Here is a 23,036-nt window from a genome sequence, read left to right as displayed (position 1 = left end):
CGTTGATGCCCTTCATCGTTTCAACAACCTGGCCCACCACGCTGCCGCCTTCGATAGCGACCTTCGAGGCGTTGAGCGCGAGCTCGTTGGCCTTGCTGGCGTTGTCGGCGGTCTGGCGCACGGTGGAGCCCAGCTGTTCCATCGAAGCCGCCGTCTCCTGCAGTGAAGAAGCCTGCTGCTCGGTGCGGGTGGAGAGGTCGGAATTGCCCTGGGCGATCTGGGCGCTGGCGTCCGAGACCAGCGCCGCGTTGTCCTGCACGTGGCTCACGGTCTGGCTGATGCGCTGCTGCATGGTGCGCATCGCACCCAGCAACTGTCGCGTGTCGTCGTTGCCCACCAAAGCGATCGGCATGGTGAGGTTTCCGTCGGCCAGGTGGCCCGCGGCGGTGACGGCCTGGCCCATGGGGATGGACATCAGGTGCGCCACCCACAGGGCACCGGCCACCAGCGCGACCGTGGCCGCGAGCACTGCGATGGCAATGGTCCACAGCGATTGCGCGACGCTGGACGCCGCCGCCGCGGAGATGGTGGCACCGTCTTCCTCGATCATTCCGGAGAGTTTTCCCAGCTCGTCCTCCAACTGGGCAAAGGCCTTGTTCAGCGCGGGTGCCTGGGCTTCGGCCTGGGCCACGCCCTGCGACGCGCCGCCGACCACCGCCTGGGCGGCCTGCACGTAGAGCTTCACCACCGGCAGTGTGCTGTCGAGCGCCTTCTGCGCTTCCGCGTCGATGCCGGATTCCGAGATCTTCTTCAGCGCCGCGTCGAGTGTGGTGACGTGGTCGTCCAGGTCGGTGCGCGCCGCGTTGATGGTGGCGGTGTCGCCTTTCATCACCGCGAGCAGTGCGCGCTGCGCGTCGCCGCGCAGGGCATCGTGCATCATGTCCGCGAGCTGTGCGGCCTGCAGCGCCTGACTGGAGAGGGCAGAGGCCTCGACCTTGGTCGCCATGGACGAGACGGCCAGCAGGCCGATGCCACCGGCGGCGGACACCAGCGCGGCGCCGGCCAGGCCGAGGCAAAGGATCTGGGTGCGAAGTTTCATGGGAGTCTCCAGAAGAACGGACGGCGCGGCGGAGGTGCGGGCGGCCCTGGTCCTCAGGGTTTCGACGCGCGGGCGGGCTTGTGTAGCGCGGGCTGATCGGCGGTGTGCAAGGGCGCGTCAACCGCCCGTGAAGATCTCGGTGGCCAGCTTCATCAGCGCGAGCACCGGCGCGTCCAGCATGGGCAGCGTGAACGCAATGCCCACCAGACCGGCCGAGAGCGTGAGCGGAAAGCCGATGGCGAACGCGTTCATCTGCGGCGCGATGCGCGAGACAAAGCCCAGCACGATGTTGACGAACAGCAGCATGGCGATCATGGGCAGCGCGATCCACAGGCCGTAGCGGAACACCACGGCGCCGAGTTCGTGCAGCTGCATGCGGTTGATCGAATCCAGTGCGCCGCCGCCCACGGGGAAGGTGTTGAAGCTGGCGATCACCGCCTGCAGCAGCATGAGGTGGCCGCCCATCACCACGAACAGCAGCATGGTGGTGTTGCCGAAGAAGCGGCCCACGGTGCTCGACTGCGCGTTGGTCGAGGGATCGAAGAAGCCCGCGAAGTTCAGGCCCATCTGCAGGCCGATGATCTCGCCGGCCAGTTCCACCGAAGCGAACACGATGCGCACCGCCAGGCCAATGGCGATGCCCACCACCACCTGCTGCATCACCACCGAGAACGCCTGCGGGTCGTTGAGCGCGATCATGGGTTGTTCGGACAAGCCTGCCTGAGCGCACACCGCCACCAGGAAGGCCAGCGCCACGCGCGTGCGCAGCGGCACCGAGCGCGAGGAAAAGATGGGTGCGCTGGAGAAGACGGCGAGGATGCGCAGGAAGGGCCAGAACACCGGCGAGACCAGCGCCATCACCTGCGCTTCGGTGAACGTCGGCATGGTCAGCCTGCCCGGCGCGCTATGTCCCACCCAGGGGCACCGAGGAACTGGCTCTGCCAGGCCTCAGGTGCCGCCCCCTGGAGGGGGTCGCGCGAAGCGCGGCGGGGGTGTTCCATCTAGATGGCGTAGTTGGGGATCGACAAAATCGTGCTGCGGATGAACTCGACCATGGTCGTCATCATCCAGGGCCCGGCGATGGCGAACACCGCGATGGCCGCGATCAGCTTGGGCACGAAGGCCAGCGTGGCCTCGTGGATCTGCGTGATGGCCTGGAACAGACTCACCATCAGGCCCACTGCCAGCACCGTGGCCAGCACGGGCGCGGCCACCATGAGCAGCATGAAGAGCGCGTTCTGCGCCATCGTGAGAGCGGCTTGCGGATCCATCTTTTTTACCTACTGCGCAAACGATGCGGCGAGGGAGCCGATCAAGAGATTCCAGCCATCGGCCAGCACAAAGAGCATGAGCTTGAACGGCAGCGCCACGAGCACCGGCGACAGCATCATCATGCCCAGCGACATCAGCACGCTGGCCACCACCATGTCGATCACCAGGAATGGGATAAAGATCATGAAACCGATCTGGAACGCGGTCTTGAGCTCGCTGGTCACGAAGGCCGGCACCAGCACGCGAAAAGGCGCGTTCTCGGCGGTCACGTCGTTCGGCAGCTTGGCCAGCTTGGCGAAGAGTTCAAAGTCGGACTGGCGCGTCTGCTTGAGCATGAAGGCGCGCATGGGACCCTGGCCGCGCTCCAGCGCCTGATCAAACGTGATGGCGTTGCGCGAGTAGGGCTCGTAGGCGTCGGCATACACCTTGTCCAGCGTGGGGCCCATCACGAACAGGGTGAGGAACAGCGAGAGGCCCACGATCACCTGGTTGGGCGGGGCCGACTGCGTGCCCAGCGCCTGGCGCAACAACGAGAGCACGATCACGATGCGGGTGAAGCCCGTCATGAGCAGCAGCACGGCCGGCAGGAACGAGAGCGCGGTGAAGAACAGCAGGGTCTGGATCGGCACCGAGTAGCTGGTGCTGCCACTGCCCTGGCCGATCATCAGCGGCAACGACGGGCCGGTGGTGGCGGCGGCCGCTGCCGGCACGGCAGGAATGGGCAAGGCCTGGGCCCACACACCGGCGGCGCAGAGTGCCAGCGCGCCGAAGAGCAGACCGCCTCGCATCAGATCAACGGGGCGCATTCGGGGCCTTCATGAGTTGTGAGAGGCGTGCAGCGAAGCCGGCGGCGGGTGCAGCGGGATCCACCGGCACGGCGGGCAGATCGGCCGGCAGCGGCATCTGGTGCAGCGCGGTCACGCTGCCCGAGGCCACGCCCAGCACCAGGCAGATGCGGTCGGCGCCGTCACCCACCTGCACCGTGACCACGCGTTGCTGCGGGCCCAGCGACAGGCTGGAGAGCACGCGCAGCGCCGGGCCGCTGTGGCCGGCAATACCCGGCAGGCGGCGGCGCGCCCATTTCAAGGCGAAGGCCATGCCCACCATCAGGGCGAGCAACAGCAGCGCGGGCATCGCGTTTTGCAACATGTCGGGGTGCTCGGTTGGGAAAATCAGGTCCGGCTGACGCGACGCATCCGTTCAGACGGAGTGACGATGTCGGTCAGGCGGATGCCGAACTTGTCGTTCACCACCACCACCTCGCCCTGGGCGATCAGGTAGCCGTTGACCAGCACGTCCATGGGTTCACCGGCGAGCGCATCGAGCTCGACGATGGAGCCCTGCGCGAGCTGCAGGATGTACTTGATCGGCACGCGGGTGCGACCGAGCTCCACCGAGAGCTGCACCGGGATGTCCAGCACCATCTGGATGTCGTGCATCGGGTTGCCGGCGGCCGCGCCCGAGGGGATGGGCGTGGTGTTGGACTCGAACACGTGCGGGCCGTCATTGGCACCCGCGTTGGTGCTTGACTGCTCTTCCAGGGCCTGCGCCCAGTCGTCGGCAATGGATTCTTGCGATGGGGTGTCAGTGGACATGGTTTTCTCCGAGCCAGTTCGTATCGATTCCGCGCAGATTGCGCTCCACGCGAAGTGCGTATTTGCCTTTGTGGGTGCCGTATTGGCCCTCGAAAATCGGCACCCCATCCACATGGGCCTGGATGGTGGGGTTGCGGTCGAGTTCGATGAAGTCGCCGATCTGCATGGCCAGCAGTTGCTCCACCGTGGCTTCCGTCTGGGCCAGCTCGGCAACCATGGTCACCTCGGCGGCCTGGATCTCGTGGCTCAGGAGCTTGACCCAGCGGCGGTCGACTTCGATGGCGTCGCCCTGCACGCTGGAATACAGCACGTCGCGGATCGGCTCCAGCGTGGCGTAGGGCATGCAGATGTGCAGTGAGCCGGTGATGTCGCCGATCTCCAGCGTGAAGCTGGTGGAGACCACGATCTCGCTGGGCGTGGCGATGGTGGCGAACTGGGGCTGCATCTCCGAGCGCTGGTAAGCCAGCTCGATCGGGTACACGCCGCGCCAGGCCTTCTTGTATTCCTCGGCCACCACGTCCACCAGGCGGTTGATCACGCGCTGTTCGGTGGGCGAGAAGTCGCGGCCTTCGATGCGGGTGTGGAACTTGCCGTTGCCGCCAAACAGGCTGTCGATCACGCCGAACAGCAAGGTGGGCTCGCACACCACCAGGCCGTTGCCGCGCAGCGGGCGGATGGCCATGATGTTGAAGTTGGTCGGCACCACGAGTTCACGCAGGAAGGCGCTGTACTTCTGCACCTGCACGGCGCCCACCGAGATCTCGGGGCTGCGGCGGATGAAGTTGAACAGGCCCAGACGCAGGTTGCGCGAGAAGCGTTCGTTGACGATCTCCATGGTGGGCATGCGCCCACGCACGATGCGCTCCTGGCTCTGCAGGTTGTAGTCGCGCACACCGCCGGTGGGCGCGTCTTCCTTGGCGAGCTTCTGGCTCTCGCCCGTGACGCCTTCAAGCAGGGCGTCGATCTCTTCCTGGGACAGAAATGCGTCAGCCATGGTGGATCGGTCCGGTTACTGAACGATGAGGCTGGAGAACAGCACCGCCTGCACGGGGTTCGGCGGCGCTGCGGCCTTTTTCTTCTTCTTTTTCGCCGCGCCTTCGACCTCGTCGGCCTCGTGTCCGGCCACCACGTAACCCATTTCCTTGGAGATGGCCGCGATGATGTCGTTGGCCAGCTTGGCCTTGCCCTGCACCTGCAGCATCTCGTCGGCGGTGCGCTGCGAGATCAGCAGCAGGATGTCGCTGCGGATGCTGGGCATGTAGGTCTTCACGTCGGCTTCGGTCTTGGCGTCCTGCAGTTGCAGCGTCAGGCCCAGCTGGATGAAGCGCGTGCCACCGGGGTCGGCCAGGTTGACCACCATGTTCTCCAGCGGCAGGAAGGTCGGCGCGTGTTTGGGGTCCTTGGCCTGGTGGGTGGCCTCGGGTTCATCGTCCGCGTACTCGTCGTCTGCGGCGGCGGCGTTCTTCTTCATGATGAAGAGGGCAGCACCGGCACCGATCAGCGCCAGCAACACCACGCCCAGGATGATGAACAGCAGCTTGCGGCTTTTCTTCGGCTTCGCGGCGGGAGCAGCGGTGGCGGTGGCAGTGGTGGCGGCAGCAGCAGACATGGGCATCCTTCAAAGGGCCCTCGCTGGGAGGAGGGCGTCACACGCGGAAAACGTGTGGGGGTTGAAGAATTATTGGGCGGGGGCCCGGGTGCTGGTCGCCGGATAAGGACGTGAAAAGCCGCTCAATACGGCGGCTGGAGCCTTGCTTTTGATCCATGCATGAATGTGGGTGCTGCCACAGGATGCGTTGGAGAAGCAGCAAAGCCTGTAGGAGACACGGAGGCGCTAGCTAGGGCGGCGATGCACTCAGCCCTGTGCCAGCGGACGATCAGTAAGCTCCATCCTTGGCTGCTTCGGCGCATGTCACGATTCGGAATCAAGCGGACGGCCGGATGCTGTTTTTTCGGTTGATTGCAGACTGTTTCTGAGGCGACGTCGGCATGCAAGGCATCGAACAGCTCTGGCGAAAATGGGCAGCTTGTACTCTTCGTACCAGATGCGTTGTTCCTCTTTCGAAAACAGGAATTCCGTGCCGCAGTCGCTGCACGAACAAGGAGTGTCCACATACCAAAAAGACGGGTCCCCTCGAATTGTGTGGTGCCTGCTTGGACCAATTGGCCACAATGGCGTTTTTTGGCATTCCGCACATGACCCATGAGTAATATTCGGGAGTGGTGTATTGTGGCCAATCCACAGGCAACACCCAAGAAACCTGCTCAGTTTTTGCCTCAGACCGTCTTCGCTTTTCCTGGTATCGATTCTTTATCGATGTTTTGCTTGCTCTGGGATTCTTCATTGTCGTAGGAGGATGGAGACCAGAAAGCCATACACATCCGACTAAAGTTCAGAATCGGTTCGAGGCTAACGCACGCGCGGCGTCAAGTCGGCGAACGACAGCTTCATTCAATTCCAAGGTCAAGGTGGTCCAGCGCGAACGAATTTTCTGCAACTCTTCATGCAGACGTTCCGATGTCGCGGTGTCACCGATGGCATAACACAAGATCGCATACTCAGCCTTGGCTTCAAATGTTCCAAATCGCGCGACTGCGTTCTCAAATTCTTGGCGCGCTTCCGAAGAGCGACCCATCCCCGCCAATGACCGCGCGATGAGCAATGAAACTGCTTCGGATCTAAAGTCGGGCCGCTCCTGCCGCAAAGATTCCAGGAGCCGAAGAGCCTCAGCATGGCGTTGACATTCAACAAACGCCTTGGCGGTACCGAATCGTATTTCAGCGTCGTGCGCGAATGGGCCGTTGAGACACGCCTCATACTGCTCGGCTGCCTCGTGCGGTTCGCCCACTTCCAGCAAGGCGGAAGCCAGACGCATTTGATTCTGCGCGGTGGGCGTGCTATCGAAGGACGCGCGAGCCTCACGCACTTCACGCATCGGATCGATGGCCTTGGTAGCCGCTGAAATGGCCTTCATCGCGCCACGCTCCAAGCGTGAATTGGGGAGGTAGACCGCAAAAAAATAGACCAGACTCCCGAGCAGCGGAAAACCAAACAGAATGAAAAGCCAGTACATGTTTTGCCGCGTTCGAATGGCATGTACTGCACAGATGATGGCAATGATGGCGTGAATTCCCAAACCTGCAAAAGGCATATTTCCTCCTTTGGTTAACTTGATAGCCTTGCTTAATTTATTTGCAATCTGTTAAATAATGTCCCCAAAATCGTTGCGAGGTGAAGCGTTGCGCGGGCGTTTCCATATTATTTCTCAGTGGTTGTGCGGGGAAGAAATTGCCCCCAAAACAATCGCAGAGCAGTGAGTGCAGGGTCTTTTTCTGAAATAGGGTAAGGATCCAGACGCGCTATCTCGACTAGAAATTGGGCGATCACACCCAACTGTTGTTCGGAGTACTTCTCTACGATTGGCTGAAGTCGATAGCTCATTTCGCCGCTGGCCATTCGCAGAAACGTGTTGACTAGCGAGTCTCCAAGTAGCGCTGTCTGGTCCGTGCCTCGGTCTGAAAGCACCAGCCGCATGAGACCGGGTAAAAAAAACACGAAAGCCTCATTGCACAGCCAGTGGTGGCAGGACGAGTAGTCGTAGGGAAATTCGCGAAATGCATTTGGCGAAAGATCAAGGTTGGATTTTCCCAAGAAGAAGGAGGCTGTGGCATCGCGCTCCCACCCATCACTTGGCTTTGAAGGGTCGACGACAGGACAGCTTCTTGGGTAAGGGCTCGTGTCGAACAGCTTGAGATCAATTGCTTCGTTCATTGCTATGGTGTCCTGCTCAAAAAGTCCTCGCATCTTGTTACTGCGGTCCACGCATCGATAGCTTGGTTGCGATGAACTAAGTCTCCGCCAGCGAAGCAAATCTTGTTGATCTTGTCCCTAGCTACCGCACAGCTGCGATTGCGATCAAGCCTGAGAAGAAGCTCCGATCGAGTTTGGCCAGAGCTGCAGCTTCGTGCTTGGCCTTTGCACGATTGATTTACTTCATCCTGTAAATCCCCATGCTTGTTCGGATCGCAATTTCCCGTGCCTGACACGCAAGCCTGAGGGCTGACCAGCAGGCCCGCTTTGTCGTAAACCGGAGCGGTGGGTGTCGACGATGTCTGCGTTTGCCCTGAGAGGATGACACCGACCTGCGTGAGCCAACCGATGGCCGCCACCGACGGCACAGTCGCAGAGGTCCCGCCGCTCTTGCCGGCACCACCTTGGCATGCAGCCCCACAAGCTGAAGCACCAACGCCCTGACTGCTCGTGGCATTGAGGCGGTTCGCCTCAGCAAGGGTCATGAGGCCCAACACCACGCCAGCAGGCACCAACACGACCACCGGGTTGGCCCTGGCTTCAGAGACCAGCATCCGCGTGATGCGGTCCCCGCGATCGTCGAGCCATTGCGCCACCCGTTGCATGAGGCGCTTGGGGTTCAGCCCGTCAATTTCGGTGGCGGCGATCTGCTCGATCAACCCAGAGCTGTCTCGAATTTCGATGAGCTTCTGAGCGGTGTTGTAGGAGTAGCGCACCCAGCGTCCATCACTGAAACGAATCTCGTTGATGAGGTTGCGCGCGTCGTAGGTGTAAGTCACATTCCCGCCGGGCGTGTACGCCGCCGTCATCTGGCCGCGACTGTTGGCGTTGAAGCTCGCCACAGCCCCATTGCTGGCGTTGACGCGCGTGAGGCGACCCTGCGCGTCGTTGGTCAGCGTGGCGCTCTGGTTACCTGCCGTGACATCAGTGATCGAAGTGAGGTCACCCAAGGCGTCGTAGGCCAGGTTCCAGCGCTGGGTCTGCACGCCGTTGGTGAGTTCGGTGATGCTGGTGTTGAGTTTGTTGGCGTTGTAGGCGTACTGCGTGGAGGAGGTCGGGCCGGTGGGTGTGCCGTTGAACTTGAGCGCGCCGGTGGTGTCGGTGGTGGCGTATGTGCTGGTGGCAGCCAGGGCCTGGTTGCTGTAGCTGTAGGTGGTGCTGCGTCCGGGCTCGGCGATGCGAAAGGGCAGGTTCGAGGTGCCATCCCACATGGTGGAGACCACCGAGGTGGCGTTGCTCAATGCGGGACGGGTGGTGGCGCTGGAGAAGCTGGCAGGGAAAGTGGCGCGCTCGGTTTCCTGGCCTGCGGCGTTGTACGTGTAGAAGATCACGCTGCCGTCGTGCGAGATCTCTCGGGTCTTGCGGCCTGCTGCGTCGTACTGGGTGGAGCGGGCGGTGGAGCCGCACAGAGGGCAGGGAGACGAGACGCCAGAGGGGCGCAGCACGCGGCCTTGCTGGACGAAGTTGTAGGTGCGGGTGGTGGGCGTGCCCGAGCTGAAGTCGGTGATCTGGGTCTGGGGCAAGCCGGTGGCGTCGGTGCCGTAGCTGAACTGCACGCGATCCACGCCGCTGGCGCGCTGGGTCTCGCTCACGCGGCCCTGGGCGTCGTAGGTGTAGCTGCCGATGCGTTGGCCGGACTCGTCCGTGATGCCGGTGAGTGCGCGGGGGAAGCGGCTGTCTTCGTAGTGGTAGCGCTTGATGTTGCCGTCGGGCCAGGTGACGGTGAGCAGGTTGCCTTGGGCGTCGTGGCCGTAGCGGGTGATGTCGCCGCCTGGTGTGGTCATGGAGATCAGGCGCCCGGCGCTGTCGTACGCCAGCGTGAGACGGCGCCCGAAGTGGTTGGTCACGCTCTCGGGTTGACCATTGGCGTTGTAGCCCAGCGTGAGTCTCCAGCCGTTTCTGGCCTCGACGTGTGTCAGTTGCCCCTTTTTGTCAAAGAGCTCGCTGGTGTTGTCCGACCGCTGGGTAAGTCGCCATCCGGTCAGCACGCCGCTCGCATTGAGCTGCTCAGCGAGCTGCAGATCACCGCTCTCGGACTTCCAGGTTGCAGTGGTGGCGTCCTTGTTGAAGCGCACGATTTCACCGTTAGGACGCAGCGCATACGCCGATGTGGACAGCGCGGGTTGGTACAGGCGTGCACTGTAGGAGTGCAGCCAGCCGTTGGCGGTTTGAATGGCGCTGACCGAATGTTTAGAGCGGTAGTGCCGCTCGAAGGGAATGGGATGGCTGAAGCTGGGTGCATAGTCGGTCTCGCTGTGCACTTTGGTGCCGGTGCCGGGGAGTGTGGGGTTGCCCACTCCGCAAGACTGTTCTTCGGGGGCGATGGTCGTAGGGCCGTAGCACACCGGATTGACCACCTCCACAGACCATCCGTCATCTGTGTAGTTCGGCAGTCGGGTAGGGCAGGCTTGTGAAGGTCTGTGGGCCACATACCAGTTCTGATACATGTGCTCCCGACCTTCCACGGTGCAATAACACCCGCGCCCGTAGACCGGGTCGACGCCGGCTCGGCAACTCTGCATGTTGTACGACCTGCAGACTTCGTCTGCCGTGGCGTAGCGAGGACTGTTCGAATACCAGCCGTTGCTGTAGGCCACTGAAGCGGGCTCGCACCACGTGCCCGATTGTGAGCAGACAGTGCTTGCACTCGCATGCACTTGGGCTGCCATTGCAAGCCACATCCACATCACCATGAATGCTGGAAGCAAGGCGTGCCGCTTCCAGCCCGGAATTGATTTCCTGGTCATTTGATCTTCCTCCCTGTGTCCGAGCGTAGATTCACTCTGCGCAGGAATGTAAATCAAAGGGTTTCATCCCCTCTTGGGGAAATCCCTGCTCAGCGCGGCCTGCTGGTCGCCAAAGGCGTTGGTTGTGGTTCGTTCAGGCGAACACGTCCAGCGGCTGGCTGCCGTCGGCTCGGGGTGCCGCACGGGACGGTGCGGCTGCAGGCGTCTGGCTGGTCTGAGCCACCCCCCGCACCCCGTTCTGCCGCGTCGATGCCTCGTCACCCCGTGCACCCGGCTGGCCGTGCGCGCCCACCGACACGCCACCGAGCTGGATCCCGCTCTTGCCCAGCAGGTCGCCCAACGACTCGCCCGCGTTCTCGCGCAGCGAGGCGCGTGCCTCGGCGCTGTCGGTCTTGAACTCCACCTGCACCTCCTGGCCCTTCATCGAGAGCTGGATATCGATGGCCTGTTCGCCCGCCTCGCCGCCCACGCGCAGGCTGGCGTGGCGCAGGTGCTGGGTGCCCCAGTGCGTCACGGTGGGCTCTTCGCCGGCGTTGGCCTCGGCAAAGGGGCTGTCGGCTTGTCCATCGGCCTGGTCGAAGGCGCTGGCGTCCGAACCGGTGCTGTCCGAACCCGTGGCGCCTTCGCCCGATGCCGCGCCTGGCAGGGCCGTGGCCGCATCGGGGGAGCGGCTGCCGGCACCGCCCGACGTGGGCAGGCTGAAGCCTTCGACGGCAGCCTCGCGCAATTCGGTGGTGGCCAGTGGCACGCCCGGCGCCAGGCCGAAGCGCTCGTTCAACGCCACGGTGCTGCGCACCTGCGATGCCGGGTGTGCGGCCTGCTGAATTGCGTGGGTTTCGGTGCTGGCCAGCGAGGCATGGCGCCACTGCGTTCCCGCCACGCTGCTGTTGGTTGCGTCGGCCGCGCGCGCCGTGGGCGCAAACGGGGCACCCGGGCGCGCGGCGTTGGCCGGCAGGGCCACCGATCCCTTGGGGGCGATGTCCACGGGGGTGGGCTCCACCGGTGTCATGTCCGTGATGTCGATCTTGCCCTCGGTGGACAGTGCATCCGCGCCACCGCTGGCGGCGCCGGGCCGGCCGATCTTGCCGTCAGCACCCTGGGCCCCGGCCTGGGTGCCCGAGGCCACGTCAGCCGCGGCGGGCAGACCCCAGCTCATGAGCGCGGTCAACGGGTTCTCGAGGCCGTCCTGCGCATCCTTGTCGCGGGTGGCGTTGTCCCCCGGCGCTGCGCAGGAAGCGGTGGCGGCATCGGGCAGCACCTGGGTGTTGGTCAGCAGGTTGAGCAGGCTGGAAAAGATGTCGCCGCTCTCGGGCTTGCGGTCCTGCGCGCGCGCGCCGGCCTGGGCCGGTCTGGCGTTGGCCTCCACCGGCTTGGGGGCGGTGTTGTTCACGGTGGTGCTCATGTGTGAAGGCCTTCCTGTTGGGCCCGGGCCAGGCTCTGGCGCAGGTGGATGGTCAAGGCCATCTCGTCGGTGTTTTTCTGGTCCTGGCGCTGCACGCGGTGCTGCACCGCCATCTGCTTGCGTTCGGTGAATTTGCGCAATCCGGCCACATCGCGTTCGCACACGTGCACATGCCCCTGGGCGCGTTCGATGAGCTCCATGCGCTCGCGCAGCACGCCGCGCTGGAAGTCCAGCGCGTGGTCGATCTTGGCCATGAACTGGCGGTGGTGCATCAGCAGCGCCATGTCGACACCGACGCTGCTGCGAGCACTCCAGCGTTGCTCGGCCTCCTGCGCGTAGGCCTGCAGCTGGTCCATCTGGTCCTGTGCCTGAAGCAGCTCGCGCTGCATCTGGCCCAGCGCACCCAGCGCCTCGTCGCGGCGCTTCTCGGCGATTTCAACGACCTTGTTGAGCGTCTGGATCGTGGTCATGCCTGCTTGCCTTCATAGGGGTTGTGATGGGGTCTGCTCTGCCGTTGCGTGGCCTGGTTCGGGCGCTCTTCCTGCAACGCGGCTTGCAGCTGCTGCAGGCTCTCGGGCAGGGAGGCGGCCTCGTTCATGTCCTGCATCAGGAAACGCTGCAGCGCCGGGTACAGCACGATGGCGCGGTCGGTCTCCGGATCGCTGCCGGGCACGTAGGCGCCGAGCTGGATCAGGTCGCGGCTCTTGATGTAGCGCGAGTACACGCCGCGGAACTTGCGGGCGAGCTCCAGGTGCACCGCACCGGCCACGTTGTGCATCACGCGCGAGGCCGAGGCCTCCACGTCGATGGCCGGGAAATGGCCCGACTCGGCGAGCGAGCGCGACAGCACGATATGGCCGTCCAGGATCGCTCGCGCCGCATCGGCAATCGGGTCCTGCTGGTCGTCGCCCTCGGAGAGCACGGTGTAGAAGGCGGTGATCGAGCCCACGCCGTTCAGGCCGTTGCCGCTGCGCTCCACCAGTTGCGGCAGCTTGGCGAAGCACGACGGCGGGTAGCCCTTGGTGGCGGGTGGTTCGCCGATGGCCAGCGCGATCTCGCGCTGTGCCATGGCGTAGCGGGTGAGCGAGTCCATGAGCAGCAGCACATCGAGCCCGTCGTCGCGAAAACGTTCTGCAATCGCCGTGGCGTAGGCCGCGCCCTGCATGCGCACCAGCGGCGGTGCATCGGCCGGAGCCGCCACCACCACCGAGCGCTTGCGGCCCTCCACACCCAGGATGTCTTCAATGAATTCCTTCACCTCGCGGCCGCGCTCGCCGATCAGGCCGACCACGATCACGTCGGCCTTGGTGTAGCGCGCCATCATGCCCAGCAGCACGCTCTTGCCCACGCCGGAGCCGGCGAACAGGCCGATGCGCTGGCCGCGGCCGACGGTGAGCAGGGCGTTGATCGCGCGAACGCCGGTGTCCAGCGGTGTGCGCACCGGGTCGCGGTCCATGGCGTTGAGCGGTGCGCGGTCCATCGGCTCGATGTCCACGTCGGTGATCGGACCCTGGTGGTCCATCGGGTTGCCGTGCGAGTCGACCACGCGGCCCAGCAAGCCCTTGCCCAGCGGCAGGCGCAGCGTGCCACGGTCGTCGGGGGACGGTGGCTTGTTGGCATGGCCCACGCGCGGCACGGTGCGGTAGGGCGCCAGCGGTGTCACGCTCGCGCCGCTGGACAGGCCGTGCGTGTCGCCCGCCGGCATGAGGAAGGCGCGGTCGTTGGAGAAACCCACCACCTCGGCCAGCACCGGTTCGCGGCTGCCGTTGCCGATCAGGCATTGCGAGCCCACCGGCACCTTCAGGCCCACGGCCTCCAGCACCAGACCGGCCAGGCGGGTGAGCGTGCCGCGCACTTCCAGCGGTGTTTCCACGCTGGCGTTCACACGCACGTCGTCCATGAAATTGCCCCAGCGGCTTTCGGTGCCAAACATGCTGTCAGACATTGGCATCCCCAGGGGTTGCGTTCCAGGCCAGGTTCAGGCCGAGGTTGCCCACGGCGCGCGACCAGCGTTTTTCGATCGTTGCGTCCACCGCCGAGGTGGCCGACTCGATCAGGCAGCCGCCGGGGCTGATCTGTGGATCGGCCACGAACTCGGGCAGCGGGCTGTTGAGTGTTTCCTGCAGCACGCCCTTCATGAGCGCGAGGTCGCCCGGGTTCATGCGCACCGTAGCGGGCAGGCCGTCGTCGACCAGTTGCGTCAGGGCCTCTTCGATCACCGGCTTCAAGTGCTGCGGGTCGCTGGTGATGGCCTGGCGCACCACCTGGCGGGCCAGGTCGCAAGCCAGTTCAAGAATGTGGCGCGAGATCTTCTCTTCGCTTTTCTTCAGGTGGTCCTTGGTGTTGTGCAGCAGCTGCGCCATGCGCACCGCGGTCTCTTCGGCGGTCTTGCGCACCGTGGCTTCGAGCGCATCGCGCACTTCCTGGCCACCGGCCTCACGGCCGCGTTCAAAGCCCTCGGCATGCGCCTGCTGACGGGCTTCCTGCAAGACTTCACTTGTCACGCCTTCACTCTTCTCGGGGCCGGGCGTTTGCAGGTGCTCATCGCTGCCGTCCACGGCCGAAAAATGCCAGGCGGCCACGCCTTCGATTTCCTCGCGCGGGATGAAGCGGGAATGGGGATTGGGTTTGGAAGCCATGGTCAGTTACCCATCCAGGTCATACAAATGCTTCGTCTTCACCGCCACCACCGATCATGATCTGGCCTTCGTCGGAAAGGCGGCGCACGATCTTCAGGATTTCCTTCTGCTGCATCTCCACTTCCGACAGGCGCATCGGGCCGCGCGATTCGAGGTCTTCGCGCAGCGCTTCTGCGGCGCGCGTGGACATGTTGGCCAGCACCAGTTCGCGCAGTTCGTTGGTGGCGCCCTTGAGCGAGACCACCAGAGCGTCGGAGGCGACTTCCTTCAGCACCATCTGCACGGACTTGCCGTCGAGCTTGAGCAGGTCTTCGAACACGAACATCTTGTCCATGATCTTCTGCGCCAGCTCGGCGTCGAACTCGCGGATCGAATCGATCACCGAGGTCTCGATCTGGGTGCCCATCATGTTGATGATCTCGGCGGCGGTCTTCACGCCACCCATCGAGGTCTTGCGGATCTTGTCGCCACCGGCGAGCACCTTGAACAGCACCTCGTTGAGGTCTTTCAAGGCCGTGGGCTGAATGCCTTCGAGCGTGGCGATGCGCAGCATCACCTCGTTGCGGGTGCGTTCGGTGAAGTTCTTGAGCACGCCGGCGGTCTGGTCCGATTCGAGGTGGACCAGGATGGCGGCCACGATCTGGGGGTGTTCGTTGCGCAGCAGCTCGGCAATCGACGCCGGGTCCATCCATTTCAGGCTCTCGATGCCCGAGACGTCGCCACCCTGCAGGATGCGGTCGATCAGCAACGCGGCTTTGTCGTCGCCCAGCGCGCGCTTGAGCACGGCGCGCACGTAGTTGTCGGTGTCGGACACCAGCAGGCTCTGCGAGGCGGCGGCACCGGTGAACTTCTGCATCACCTGGTCCACGCGCTCGTGCGAGACCGAGCGCGTCTTGGCGATGGTTTCGCCGAGTTTCTGCACTTCCTTCGGGCTGAGGTGCTTGAACACCTCGGCCGCCTCTTCCTCGCCGATCGACATGAGAAAGATGGCGGCGTCCTGAATTCCCTGGTCTTCCATGTTCGATGTCCTTGTTATGCGCTGAAATATGCGGTCGGAGCGAGGTGTCTTGGTCCAGGGGCACCGAGGAACTGGCTTTGCCAGGCCTCAGGTGCCGTCCCCCTCCCGCCGCAGGCGAGAGAGGGGGAAGCCGCGAAGCGGCGCAGGGGGTGGCTCCGGCTCATGCCGGAGCCTCACCATTGACCCAGCCTTTGACGATGTTGGCCACAGCCATGGGGTTCTCGAGTGCCAGGCGCTTGGCGTCGGCGATGCGCTGGGTTTCGGCGGTCGGTTCGTTGCTGGGCATGGGCAGGCCGGGGCGCTCGGGGGCTTCGTTGAGCATGGCGCTGAGCGGCTGCAGCGCGGTCTGCTCGCGGCGCACAGGTGTCTTGATCAGCTTGAGGCCGGGCCGCACCATGCCCATGAGCACCAGCAGACCCAGGCCCACCATGCCGATCGGCCAGGCCAGGCCGCGCAGGAATTCCTGGTTGTCGGCCTGCTGCCACCAGGCGGGTTCGGTCACTTCGCTGGTCTTCTCCACGTTGAAGGGCGCGTTGACCACGTTCACCGAATCTCCGCGGTCCTTGCTGAAGCCGATGGTCTCGCGCACCAGGGCGGTCATCTGCTCCAACTGCGCGGGCGGAATGGCCACGGTGGTTTCCCTGCCCGCCTTGTCGGTCGTGGTGCGGTGGTTGATCACCACCGCGGCGCTCAGGCGTCTGATCTGGCCGCTGGATTCGCGCACCACCTTGACCGTCTTGTCCACCTCGTAGTTCACCACCGACTCGCGGCGCATCGTGCCCGGTTTGTCGGCGCCCTGGCCGGTCACGCCCACCGCAGCGGCGGCGCCGTTGACGGGTGCGGTGCCCGTGACGGGCGGCTGGTTGCTCACCGCGCCGGGCACGCCCGAGGGGGTGGCGCTGGCGGCGGCGCCGTCTTCCACCGTCTGCTGGCTGCGCACCGCGCTGGTCTCAGGGCTCTGGTTGGGCTTGTGCTGTTCGCTGGTGGACTCGACCATCGAGAAGTCCACGTCGGCGCTGACCTGCGCCTTCACGTTGTTGCGGCCCACCAGGGGCTCCAGCATCTCCATGATGCGGCGGGTGTAGAGCTGTTCGATCTGCTGGGTGTACTGCAGCTTCTGCGTGTCGGCCCCCTGGGCTTGCGCGTCGGCCGGGGCCGAGAGCAGGCTGCCGGCGTCGTCCACCACGCTCACCGCCTTGGGGTTCATCTCGGGCACGCTGGAGGCCACCAGGTGCACGATGCCGGCCACCTGGGCGCGGTCGAGCGTGCGGCCGGGGTGCAGCGTGAGCAGCACCGAAGCGCTGGGCTTTTGCTGTTCGCGGAAGAAGCCGTTCTGGTTGGGCAGGGCCAGGTGGATGCGCGCGCTCTGCACGGAGGAAAGCGACTGGATGGAACGGGTGAGCTCGCCTTCGAGGCCGCGCTGGAAGGTCAGGCGCTCCTGGAACTGGGTCATGCCGAAGCGGTTGGCTTCCATCTGCTCGAAACCGGTGACCGAGCCCTTGGGCAAACCTTGCGAGGCCAGGCGCAGGCGTGTGTCGTGCACCTTGTCGGCCGGCACCAGGATGGCCTGACCACCTTCAGCGTGCTTGTACGGCACGTTCATCTGCGAGAGCTGCGCCACCACGGCACCGCCGTCCTTGTCGCCCAGGTTGGCGTAGAGCACACGGTAGTCGGGCTGGCGACCCATGAAGAAGAAGGCCAGGGCAATCGCCAGCAGGGCCAGCGCGCCCAGGCCGAGCTTGATCTTCTGGGCTTGGTCCATGCGCGAGAGGCCTTCGCCGAAAGCGCTGCGGCTCGCGGGCTGGAGTTCTATCGGTGCCAGGGTGGTGCTCATGGGTGCAGGGCTCGGGTAGAAGGTCGGTTTCGGGACGATGGTCATCCCGTTGCAACCGATTATTCGGCCCCACCCCCGGCGCCATATCCATGAAAAGGCCGTGCTTTGTGCCCTTATTCCCGTCGCGCGCAGGAGGCTCGCCACCTAGCATCAAGGCATCCCATTTTGTGGAAGGAATCTGCCATGGACATGCGCATCTCCCCTATGACCAGCCAGGCGCTCACCGGCATTGGCCAGACCAACCTGAAGCGCCCCGGCGGCGTGGGCGGTGTCGAAGGAGGCTTCGCCGCCAACTTCAAGGACGCCCTCAAGAGCGTGAGCGCCTCGCAGGAGGAAGCCTCGCGCCTGCAGACCCAGGTGCAACTGGGCAACCCCAAGGTGAGCCTGGAAGAAACCATGCTGGCGATGCAGAAGTCGCAAGTCGGGTTTCAGGCCACGCTGCACGTCAGAAACAGAATGGTCCAAGCCTACACAGACATCATGAACATGGGGGTCTGACACTGCCTCTCCGGAGCGCGTGTCCGATCCCAGAGATGCCGAGGAACTGGCTCCGCCAGGCCTCAGGCATCGTCCCCCCACCGGGGGGAAGCCGCGACGCGGCGCAGCGCAGGGGGGGCTTCCCCTCTAGTGCATCGGCTGCGGTTGGTTGCGGTCGATGAGCTGCGCGAGGTCGTTCAGCCATGGCTCGGCCAGGCAGCGGATCTCGGCGTCGGTGCGCAGGATGCGCTGCATGATCTTCGTCTTTTCCTTGCGATCCGCCGGCGCCAGCTCGTCGGTTTTCGACTTGTAGCGCAGCTGGGCGATCAGCACCGCGCAGGCACCTTCCAGACGCACCACCTGGTCCCAGTTTTCCGTCTTGGCCGCCTCGAGCATCTGGCTGCTCGTGCGTTCGATCGCTTTGTAATAGTCCAACAAACTGTGCTCCATGTCAGGCCCCTGGGCCCGTGGCGGGCGTTGCGGCGGCGGTGCCTCGGATCTGCTTCCACGAATCGGCCAGCGGCTCGATCAAGGCCACCACCTCGGCCACCGCAGCCCGGTCGTTGCGCAGGTTGGCCAGGGTCAGGCGCTGCACGGCAAAGCCATAGAGGCCATTGAGGTTCCTGGCCAGGTCGCCGCCCTGCGCCAGGTTCAGACCTGCCTTGAGGCCTTCTTCGAGGATGCGCACGGCCTTGCCGATGGCCTGACCCTTGGCTTCGACCTCGCCGCGCTCCATGGCGCCACGCGCAGCGTTGAGCGACTGGATGAGACCGTCAAACAGCAGGCCCACCAGCTGGTGCGGGTCGGCGGTGCTCACGCCGGTGTCGGCGGAAACGCGCTTGTAGGCGGAGGCGGCTCGTGAATTCACAGAGGTAAACATGGCATCGGTTCCTTGTGGCTGATACCTTTCTGTATCGGCACGCACCGGAGGGACTGTAGGCGCCAAAGTGCGGATATGCGGTGGAAAACGGGGTGTGGTGGTCATGTTGTCCCAGTCGCTATCGATGCATCAGACAAGGTGCGAAAAACCCGACCGGGCAGGGGCTGCGCAGGGTCGGGTGGTGGCCGGTGTTGCGCAGTGCCTCAGCCAGTGTTCTTGTTCCACAGGGTGACCTGCTGGTTCACGAAGGCGCTCAGGCCGTTGAGCCGTCCCACCGCTGCGTCCATGGCGTTGTACTGCGCCAGCAAACGCACTTCGGCGCGGGCCGCTCGGTCTGCCACCTTGTCCTGTTCCTTGGTGTTGCGTGTCACCGAATTCTTCAGTGCGTCGGCGCGGCCCGTCACCAGGCCGTTCGCAGCCAGCAGGCCATCGGCAAAGGCGTCCATCTTCAGGCCGAAGCCCTGGGACGCGGGGTTGCTGCTCTTGGTGGTGAACAGTGCTTTCAGTCCAGTGGGATCCGAGAGCGCGGCATCGAGCTTGCTGGCGTCGATGCTCATCGTGCCGCCGTTCTTGATTTCGATGCCGATGTCGAGCAGGCGGGTGAACGTGCCGCCGGGTGTGACGGAGCGCATCATGCCGCGCAGCGCGTTCTGCAAGCCCACGGCGGTGCTGTCGCCCTGCAGCGAACCGGCCACCTTGGTGTCGGGGTCGTATTTGGTGGCGGTGGCCAGCATGCTGTTGATGGCGTTGTAGGCGTCGACGAAGCCCTGGATGTTCTTGCGCATGCCCTCCTTGTCGTTGATGACCGTGAGCTCCACCGGTGTGGTGGTGACCTGCGAGAGGTTCAGCGTGATGCCAGGCAGCGCGTCCTTGACCGTGTTGCTGGCCGAGGAGATGGGCACGTTGTTCACCGTGGCTTGTGCGTTGGCACCGGCCTGGCTGAGCGCCATGCCATGAAAGCTGCCGGCCACCTTGTCGTACGCCAGGCGGGAAAGACCCGATGCATCGGTGTTCACGCCATCGTCGTCGGTGGCCTGAATGCGAAAGCCCAGATCCGCACCGGTGTCCTTCGAGCGCACCAGCAGGCGTTCACCCGAGGCATCGCGCAGCACCGTGGCGCTGATGCCGGCGTTGGCCGCGTTCATCTTGCTGGCGATGGTGGACAGCGTGTCGTCGGCGGTCACGCTCAGGTCGATGGCGGTGGCACTGCCAGCCACAAAGTCGCCCGTGGCCCAGCTGCCGAGCTGGATGTTGAGCGTGCCGCTGCCCACCGTCGACCCGATGGGGAGGGCGGTGGATGCGTTGGACTGTGCCTTGGCCAGCGACTGCACTTCGACGCTCATGGACGTGGGCGAGGTGCCCGCGGCCACGGTGATGCCCACCTTGTCGGGCGCTGTGGAGCCACCCTTGACCAGGTCCCAGGCCTTGGGGTCGGACAGCTTGGCGGCGGCGTCACCCAGGCCCGCGACCATCGACTTGATGGTCCCGTAGATGGAGAGCTTGCTCTGGAAGCTGGCGGCCTGTTGTTGCAGCGGCACCAGCGGAGCGCGCTCCAGGGCCACCAGTTGCGAGACGATGCTCTTGATGTCGATGCCGCTGGCAAGACCTGGTGAAGAGATGGCCATGGTGACTCCTTGTCGGGTTGGACACAGCGCACGCGGCTTGCATGCGCTGTGTTCACCCCGCAAGGCCCAAGGCGGCGGGGTGGTTGTTCACCACCGCCACCGCCCGGGGCTGCCCCGCCCGAAGGCGTGGCGCTTGCGAGAGCCGCGCCGATCAGCGCAGCAGGGACAGCACGCCCTGGGGAACCTGGTTGGCCTGGGCCACCATGGCGGTACCGGCCTGCTGCAGGATCTGGGCGCGCGAGAGGTTGGCTGTCTCCTTGGCAAAGTCGGCGTCCATGATGCGGCCGCGCGAGGCAGAGAGGTTTTCCACGCCGATCTGGATGTTCGACACGGCGTTTTCGAAGCGGCTCTGCACGGCACCCAGGGTGGCGCGTGCGCCGTTGACCTGGTCGAGTGCGTCGTCGAGCTTCTTGATCGCGATGTAGGCGCCCTTTTCGGTCGTCACGTCGATGGAGTTGATGCCGGTCAGGTCGGTGGCGGCGGCAACCACGGTTGGTGCGGCAAAGCCGGTGTCGGCGGCGGTGAAGCCGACGGAGAAAGTGGGAATGATGGGTGCGCCTGCCGCGTCCAGGCGCGAAGACAGGATTTCCATGTCGAAGGTGCCGTCTCCGTTGTCCACGAGGTAGGCAGACACGCCGGTGTCGCTGGACTTGCGGTTGATGGCTTCGACCACCTGGCCAATGCGCTCGGTGCCCGAATTGGCGGCAGCGAGGGCGCCCAGTTCGTAGGTCGTGCCGGAAACCGTGATGTCCAGCGTGCCGTCGGCGATGGCCGTGTCGAAGCCGGTGAAGGCCGCGTCTTCGGGGTCGATGGCGGCCACGGTCACTTCGCCATAGGCGATGGTGCTGAGGTTTTCTGCGGTGGTGTCGGCGAGCGAACCGATGGTGATGTTGTCGCCGGCGTTGGCACCCACCTGGAAAGTGGCGGCGGTGAAAGAGCCGTCAAGCACCTTCTTGCCGTTGAACGAGGTCTGCTTGGAAACGCGGTCGACTTCGTCGGCCAGCTGTTTCACTTCGGCCTGCAGGGCATCGCGGTCGTCGCTGCTGTTGGTGGCGTTGGCCGATTGCACGGCCAGTTCACGCATGCGCTGCAGCATGTCGCCGACTTTGCCCAGCGCGCCTTCAGCGGTCTGCGCCAGCGAGATGCCGTCGTTGGCGTTGCGTGCTGCCACGCTCAGGCCCTTGACCTGAGCGTTCATGCGCTCGGCAATGGCCAGGCCGGCAGCGTCGTCCTTGGCGCTGTTGACACGCAGGCCCGAGGACAGGCGCTGCATGGAAGTGGCCAGCGAACCCTGTGAAGAAAGCAGGTTGCGCTGGGCGTTCATCGACATCACGTTCGTGTTGATGGTGGTCATGACTAACTCCTAAAGAATGGATGAAAAGCAATCCGGCATCGCTGCCAATCTCGACACCAGCCAGGGGGCTGGTCGCCATGACCGGTGCTGGGCTGAACGCGCCGGTGGGGCCCCTGGGCCCCGATCAACCTGTGCATCTTCTTGCCGGACGGCGAACTTCTTTGGAAGTCCGTAGAAGGTGATCTCGGTGCCCATGCCATATTCTTTAGTGACTGCCGCAATCCATCGCTTGGAAAAGACCGTGAACAACGGGGCAGTTCGTTCGTTAAACGTGTGCCCCTGTCGGGGTGAACACAGCGCACGCGGGTGGCATGCGCTGTGTTCACCCCGCAAGGCCCGAGGCGGCGGGGAGGTTGTTCACCACCACCGCCGCCCGGGGCAGCCACGCCCGAAGGCGTGGCGCTTGCGAGAGCCGCGCCGATCAGCGCAGCAGGGACAACACGCCCTGGGGTGCCTGGTTGGCCTGGGCCACCATGGCGGTGCCGGCCTGTTGCAGGATCTGCGAGCGCGACAGGTTGGCGGTTTCCTTGGCGAAGTCGGCGTCCATGATGCGGCCGCGCGAAGCGGAGAGGTTCTCCACGCCGATCTGGATGTTGGCCACGGCGTTCTCGAAGCGGCTCTGCACGGCACCGAGCTTGGCGCGCGCGCCGTTGACCTGGTCGAGTGCTTCGTCGAGCTTCTTCATCGCGATGTAGGCACCCTTTTCGGTCGTCACGTCGATGTTGGAAATGCCCGTCGAGTCAGCGGCCGAAGCGGCTGCGATGGCTGCGCCATCGGCCACGACAAGGCCGGTTGCGGTGGCGGTGAAACCAGCACCGAACACCACGGCGGCCGGTGCGCCGGCAGCGGTGAGCTGCGATGACAGCAATTCCACGTCGTAGCTGCCGTCTTCGTTGTCCACCAGGAAGGCGGACACGCCGGTGTCGGCGGTCTTGCGGTTGATGGCCTCGATCACCTGGCCCAGACGCTCGGTCTCGGACGAGGCCACAGCCAGTTCACCCAGATCCACAGCGGCGGCGCCGCCCACGGCGATGGTCAGGTTGGCGGTGACTGCGGTGTCGTAGTCCGTCATGCCAGTGAGGTTGGCCGCGCTGATTACCCGGGTTTCTTCGCCGTAGGCCACGGTGCTCAGGTTGTCGGCGGTGGTGTCGGCCAGCGAGCCGATGGTGATGTTGTCACCGGCGTTGGCGCCCACCTGGAAGCTCGCGGCGGTGAAGGAGCCGTCGAGCACCTTCTTGCCGTTGAACGAGGTCTGCTTGGACACGCGGTCGATTTCATCGGCCAGCTGTTTCACTTCGGCCTGCAGGGCGTCGCGGTCGTCGCTGCTGTTGGTGGCGTTGGCC

24 protein-coding genes are annotated in these 23,036 nt (G+C 64.5%); 1 reads left to right on the top strand and 23 read right to left on the bottom strand.

Annotated elements, in window-relative coordinates; genetic code table 11:
* The 18 genes from V6M63_RS22760 to fliF form a co-directional block, all read right to left on the bottom strand.
* On the bottom strand, positions 1-1,039 hold a 1,039-nt coding region (locus V6M63_RS22760), incomplete at its 3' end, for a methyl-accepting chemotaxis protein (RefSeq protein ID WP_332745632.1).
* A 117-nt stretch (positions 1,040-1,156) separates the two neighbouring features.
* Positions 1,157-1,924 carry a flagellar biosynthetic protein FliR gene (fliR, locus tag V6M63_RS22755; protein ID WP_332745631.1) on the bottom strand — a complete coding sequence of 256 codons (768 nt, stop codon included), beginning with the start codon at positions 1,922-1,924 and terminating at the stop codon, positions 1,157-1,159.
* A gap of 116 nt (positions 1,925-2,040) precedes the next feature.
* Positions 2,041-2,310, bottom strand: a complete 270-nt coding sequence (gene fliQ, locus V6M63_RS22750) for a flagellar biosynthesis protein FliQ (protein WP_332745629.1) — start codon at positions 2,308-2,310, stop codon at positions 2,041-2,043.
* Positions 2,311-2,319: 9 nt separating this feature from the next.
* Positions 2,320-3,117: a flagellar type III secretion system pore protein FliP gene (gene fliP, locus V6M63_RS22745; protein WP_332745627.1), complete on the bottom strand. Its 798-nt coding sequence runs from the start codon at positions 3,115-3,117 to the stop codon at positions 2,320-2,322.
* Entirely contained in the window at positions 3,104-3,460 is a 357-nt protein-coding gene (locus V6M63_RS22740; protein ID WP_332745625.1) for a FliO/MopB family protein, read from the bottom strand. Before V6M63_RS22740 ends, fliP begins: the two co-directional genes overlap by 14 nt.
* A gap of 23 nt (positions 3,461-3,483) precedes the next feature.
* Positions 3,484-3,906 carry a flagellar motor switch protein FliN gene (gene fliN / locus V6M63_RS22735; protein ID WP_332745623.1) on the bottom strand — a complete coding sequence of 141 codons (423 nt, stop codon included), beginning with the start codon at positions 3,904-3,906 and terminating at the stop codon, positions 3,484-3,486.
* Positions 3,896-4,900: a flagellar motor switch protein FliM gene (fliM, locus tag V6M63_RS22730; protein ID WP_332745621.1), complete on the bottom strand. Its 1,005-nt coding sequence runs from the start codon at positions 4,898-4,900 to the stop codon at positions 3,896-3,898. Before fliM ends, fliN begins: the two co-directional genes overlap by 11 nt.
* Positions 4,901-4,915: 15 nt before the next feature.
* Positions 4,916-5,515 carry a flagellar basal body-associated FliL family protein gene (locus V6M63_RS22725; protein ID WP_332745619.1) on the bottom strand — a complete coding sequence of 200 codons (600 nt, stop codon included), beginning with the start codon at positions 5,513-5,515 and terminating at the stop codon, positions 4,916-4,918.
* Between the two features lie 303 nt (positions 5,516-5,818).
* Positions 5,819-6,019: a zinc-ribbon domain containing protein gene (locus V6M63_RS24605; RefSeq protein ID WP_442909639.1), complete on the bottom strand. Its 201-nt coding sequence runs from the start codon at positions 6,017-6,019 to the stop codon at positions 5,819-5,821.
* A gap of 280 nt (positions 6,020-6,299) precedes the next feature.
* Positions 6,300-7,058: a tetratricopeptide repeat protein gene (locus V6M63_RS22720; protein ID WP_332745617.1), complete on the bottom strand. Its 759-nt coding sequence runs from the start codon at positions 7,056-7,058 to the stop codon at positions 6,300-6,302.
* 107 nt (positions 7,059-7,165) lie between these two features.
* The gene (locus tag V6M63_RS22715) at positions 7,166-7,678 is read right to left on the bottom strand and encodes a hypothetical protein (protein WP_332745615.1); all 513 of its coding nucleotides are present in this window, start codon (positions 7,676-7,678) and stop codon (positions 7,166-7,168) included.
* A gap of 2 nt (positions 7,679-7,680) precedes the next feature.
* The gene (locus tag V6M63_RS22710) at positions 7,681-10,410 is read right to left on the bottom strand and encodes a DUF6531 domain-containing protein (RefSeq protein WP_332745614.1); all 2,730 of its coding nucleotides are present in this window, start codon (positions 10,408-10,410) and stop codon (positions 7,681-7,683) included.
* A gap of 187 nt (positions 10,411-10,597) precedes the next feature.
* The gene (locus V6M63_RS22705; RefSeq protein WP_332745612.1) at positions 10,598-11,866 is read right to left on the bottom strand and encodes a flagellar hook-length control protein FliK; all 1,269 of its coding nucleotides are present in this window, start codon (positions 11,864-11,866) and stop codon (positions 10,598-10,600) included.
* Positions 11,863-12,336 carry a flagellar export protein FliJ gene (gene fliJ, locus V6M63_RS22700; protein ID WP_056268620.1) on the bottom strand — a complete coding sequence of 158 codons (474 nt, stop codon included), beginning with the start codon at positions 12,334-12,336 and terminating at the stop codon, positions 11,863-11,865. The genes V6M63_RS22705 and fliJ overlap by 4 nt, the downstream gene beginning before the upstream one ends.
* Entirely contained in the window at positions 12,333-13,766 is a 1,434-nt protein-coding gene (gene fliI / locus V6M63_RS22695; RefSeq protein ID WP_332745633.1) for a flagellar protein export ATPase FliI, read from the bottom strand. Before fliI ends, fliJ begins: the two co-directional genes overlap by 4 nt.
* Before the next feature lie 37 nt (positions 13,767-13,803).
* On the bottom strand, positions 13,804-14,505 hold the full coding sequence (locus V6M63_RS22690) for a FliH/SctL family protein (RefSeq protein ID WP_332745609.1): 702 nt from the start codon (positions 14,503-14,505) through the stop codon (positions 13,804-13,806).
* Between the two features lie 19 nt (positions 14,506-14,524).
* The gene (gene fliG / locus V6M63_RS22685; protein WP_332745607.1) at positions 14,525-15,523 is read right to left on the bottom strand and encodes a flagellar motor switch protein FliG; all 999 of its coding nucleotides are present in this window, start codon (positions 15,521-15,523) and stop codon (positions 14,525-14,527) included.
* A gap of 160 nt (positions 15,524-15,683) precedes the next feature.
* Entirely contained in the window at positions 15,684-17,357 is a 1,674-nt protein-coding gene (fliF, locus tag V6M63_RS22680; protein ID WP_332745605.1) for a flagellar basal-body MS-ring/collar protein FliF, read from the bottom strand.
* A 183-nt stretch (positions 17,358-17,540) separates the two neighbouring features.
* Here fliF and fliE point away from each other — a divergent pair, with 183 nt between their 5' ends.
* Entirely contained in the window at positions 17,541-17,855 is a 315-nt protein-coding gene (gene fliE / locus V6M63_RS22675; RefSeq protein ID WP_332745604.1) for a flagellar hook-basal body complex protein FliE, read from the top strand.
* Positions 17,856-17,981: 126 nt separating this feature from the next.
* On the opposite strand, the gene V6M63_RS22670 is transcribed toward fliE, so the two are convergent.
* The 5 genes from V6M63_RS22670 to V6M63_RS22650 form a co-directional block, all read right to left on the bottom strand.
* Positions 17,982-18,284 (bottom strand): flagellar protein FliT, encoded by a 303-nt coding sequence (locus V6M63_RS22670; protein WP_056268608.1) that lies wholly within the window; start codon positions 18,282-18,284, stop codon positions 17,982-17,984.
* Position 18,285: 1 nt separating this feature from the next.
* The gene (gene fliS, locus V6M63_RS22665; RefSeq protein WP_332745601.1) at positions 18,286-18,714 is read right to left on the bottom strand and encodes a flagellar export chaperone FliS; all 429 of its coding nucleotides are present in this window, start codon (positions 18,712-18,714) and stop codon (positions 18,286-18,288) included.
* A 203-nt stretch (positions 18,715-18,917) separates the two neighbouring features.
* On the bottom strand, positions 18,918-20,339 hold the full coding sequence (fliD, locus tag V6M63_RS22660; protein WP_332745599.1) for a flagellar filament capping protein FliD: 1,422 nt from the start codon (positions 20,337-20,339) through the stop codon (positions 18,918-18,920).
* Positions 20,340-20,490: 151 nt separating this feature from the next.
* Positions 20,491-21,693, bottom strand: a complete 1,203-nt coding sequence (locus V6M63_RS22655; protein WP_332745597.1) for a flagellin — start codon at positions 21,691-21,693, stop codon at positions 20,491-20,493.
* Between the two features lie 421 nt (positions 21,694-22,114).
* The coding region (locus V6M63_RS22650) for a flagellin (protein ID WP_332745595.1) at positions 22,115-23,036 on the bottom strand (922 nt) is incomplete at its 5' end.

This window comes from Hydrogenophaga sp., from assembly GCF_036675665.1.
Classification (GTDB): Bacteria; Pseudomonadota; Gammaproteobacteria; order Burkholderiales; family Burkholderiaceae_C; genus Hydrogenophaga.
The sequence above is the reverse complement of the archived record's forward strand: the minus strand, read 5'-3'. Positions and strand labels throughout refer to the sequence as shown.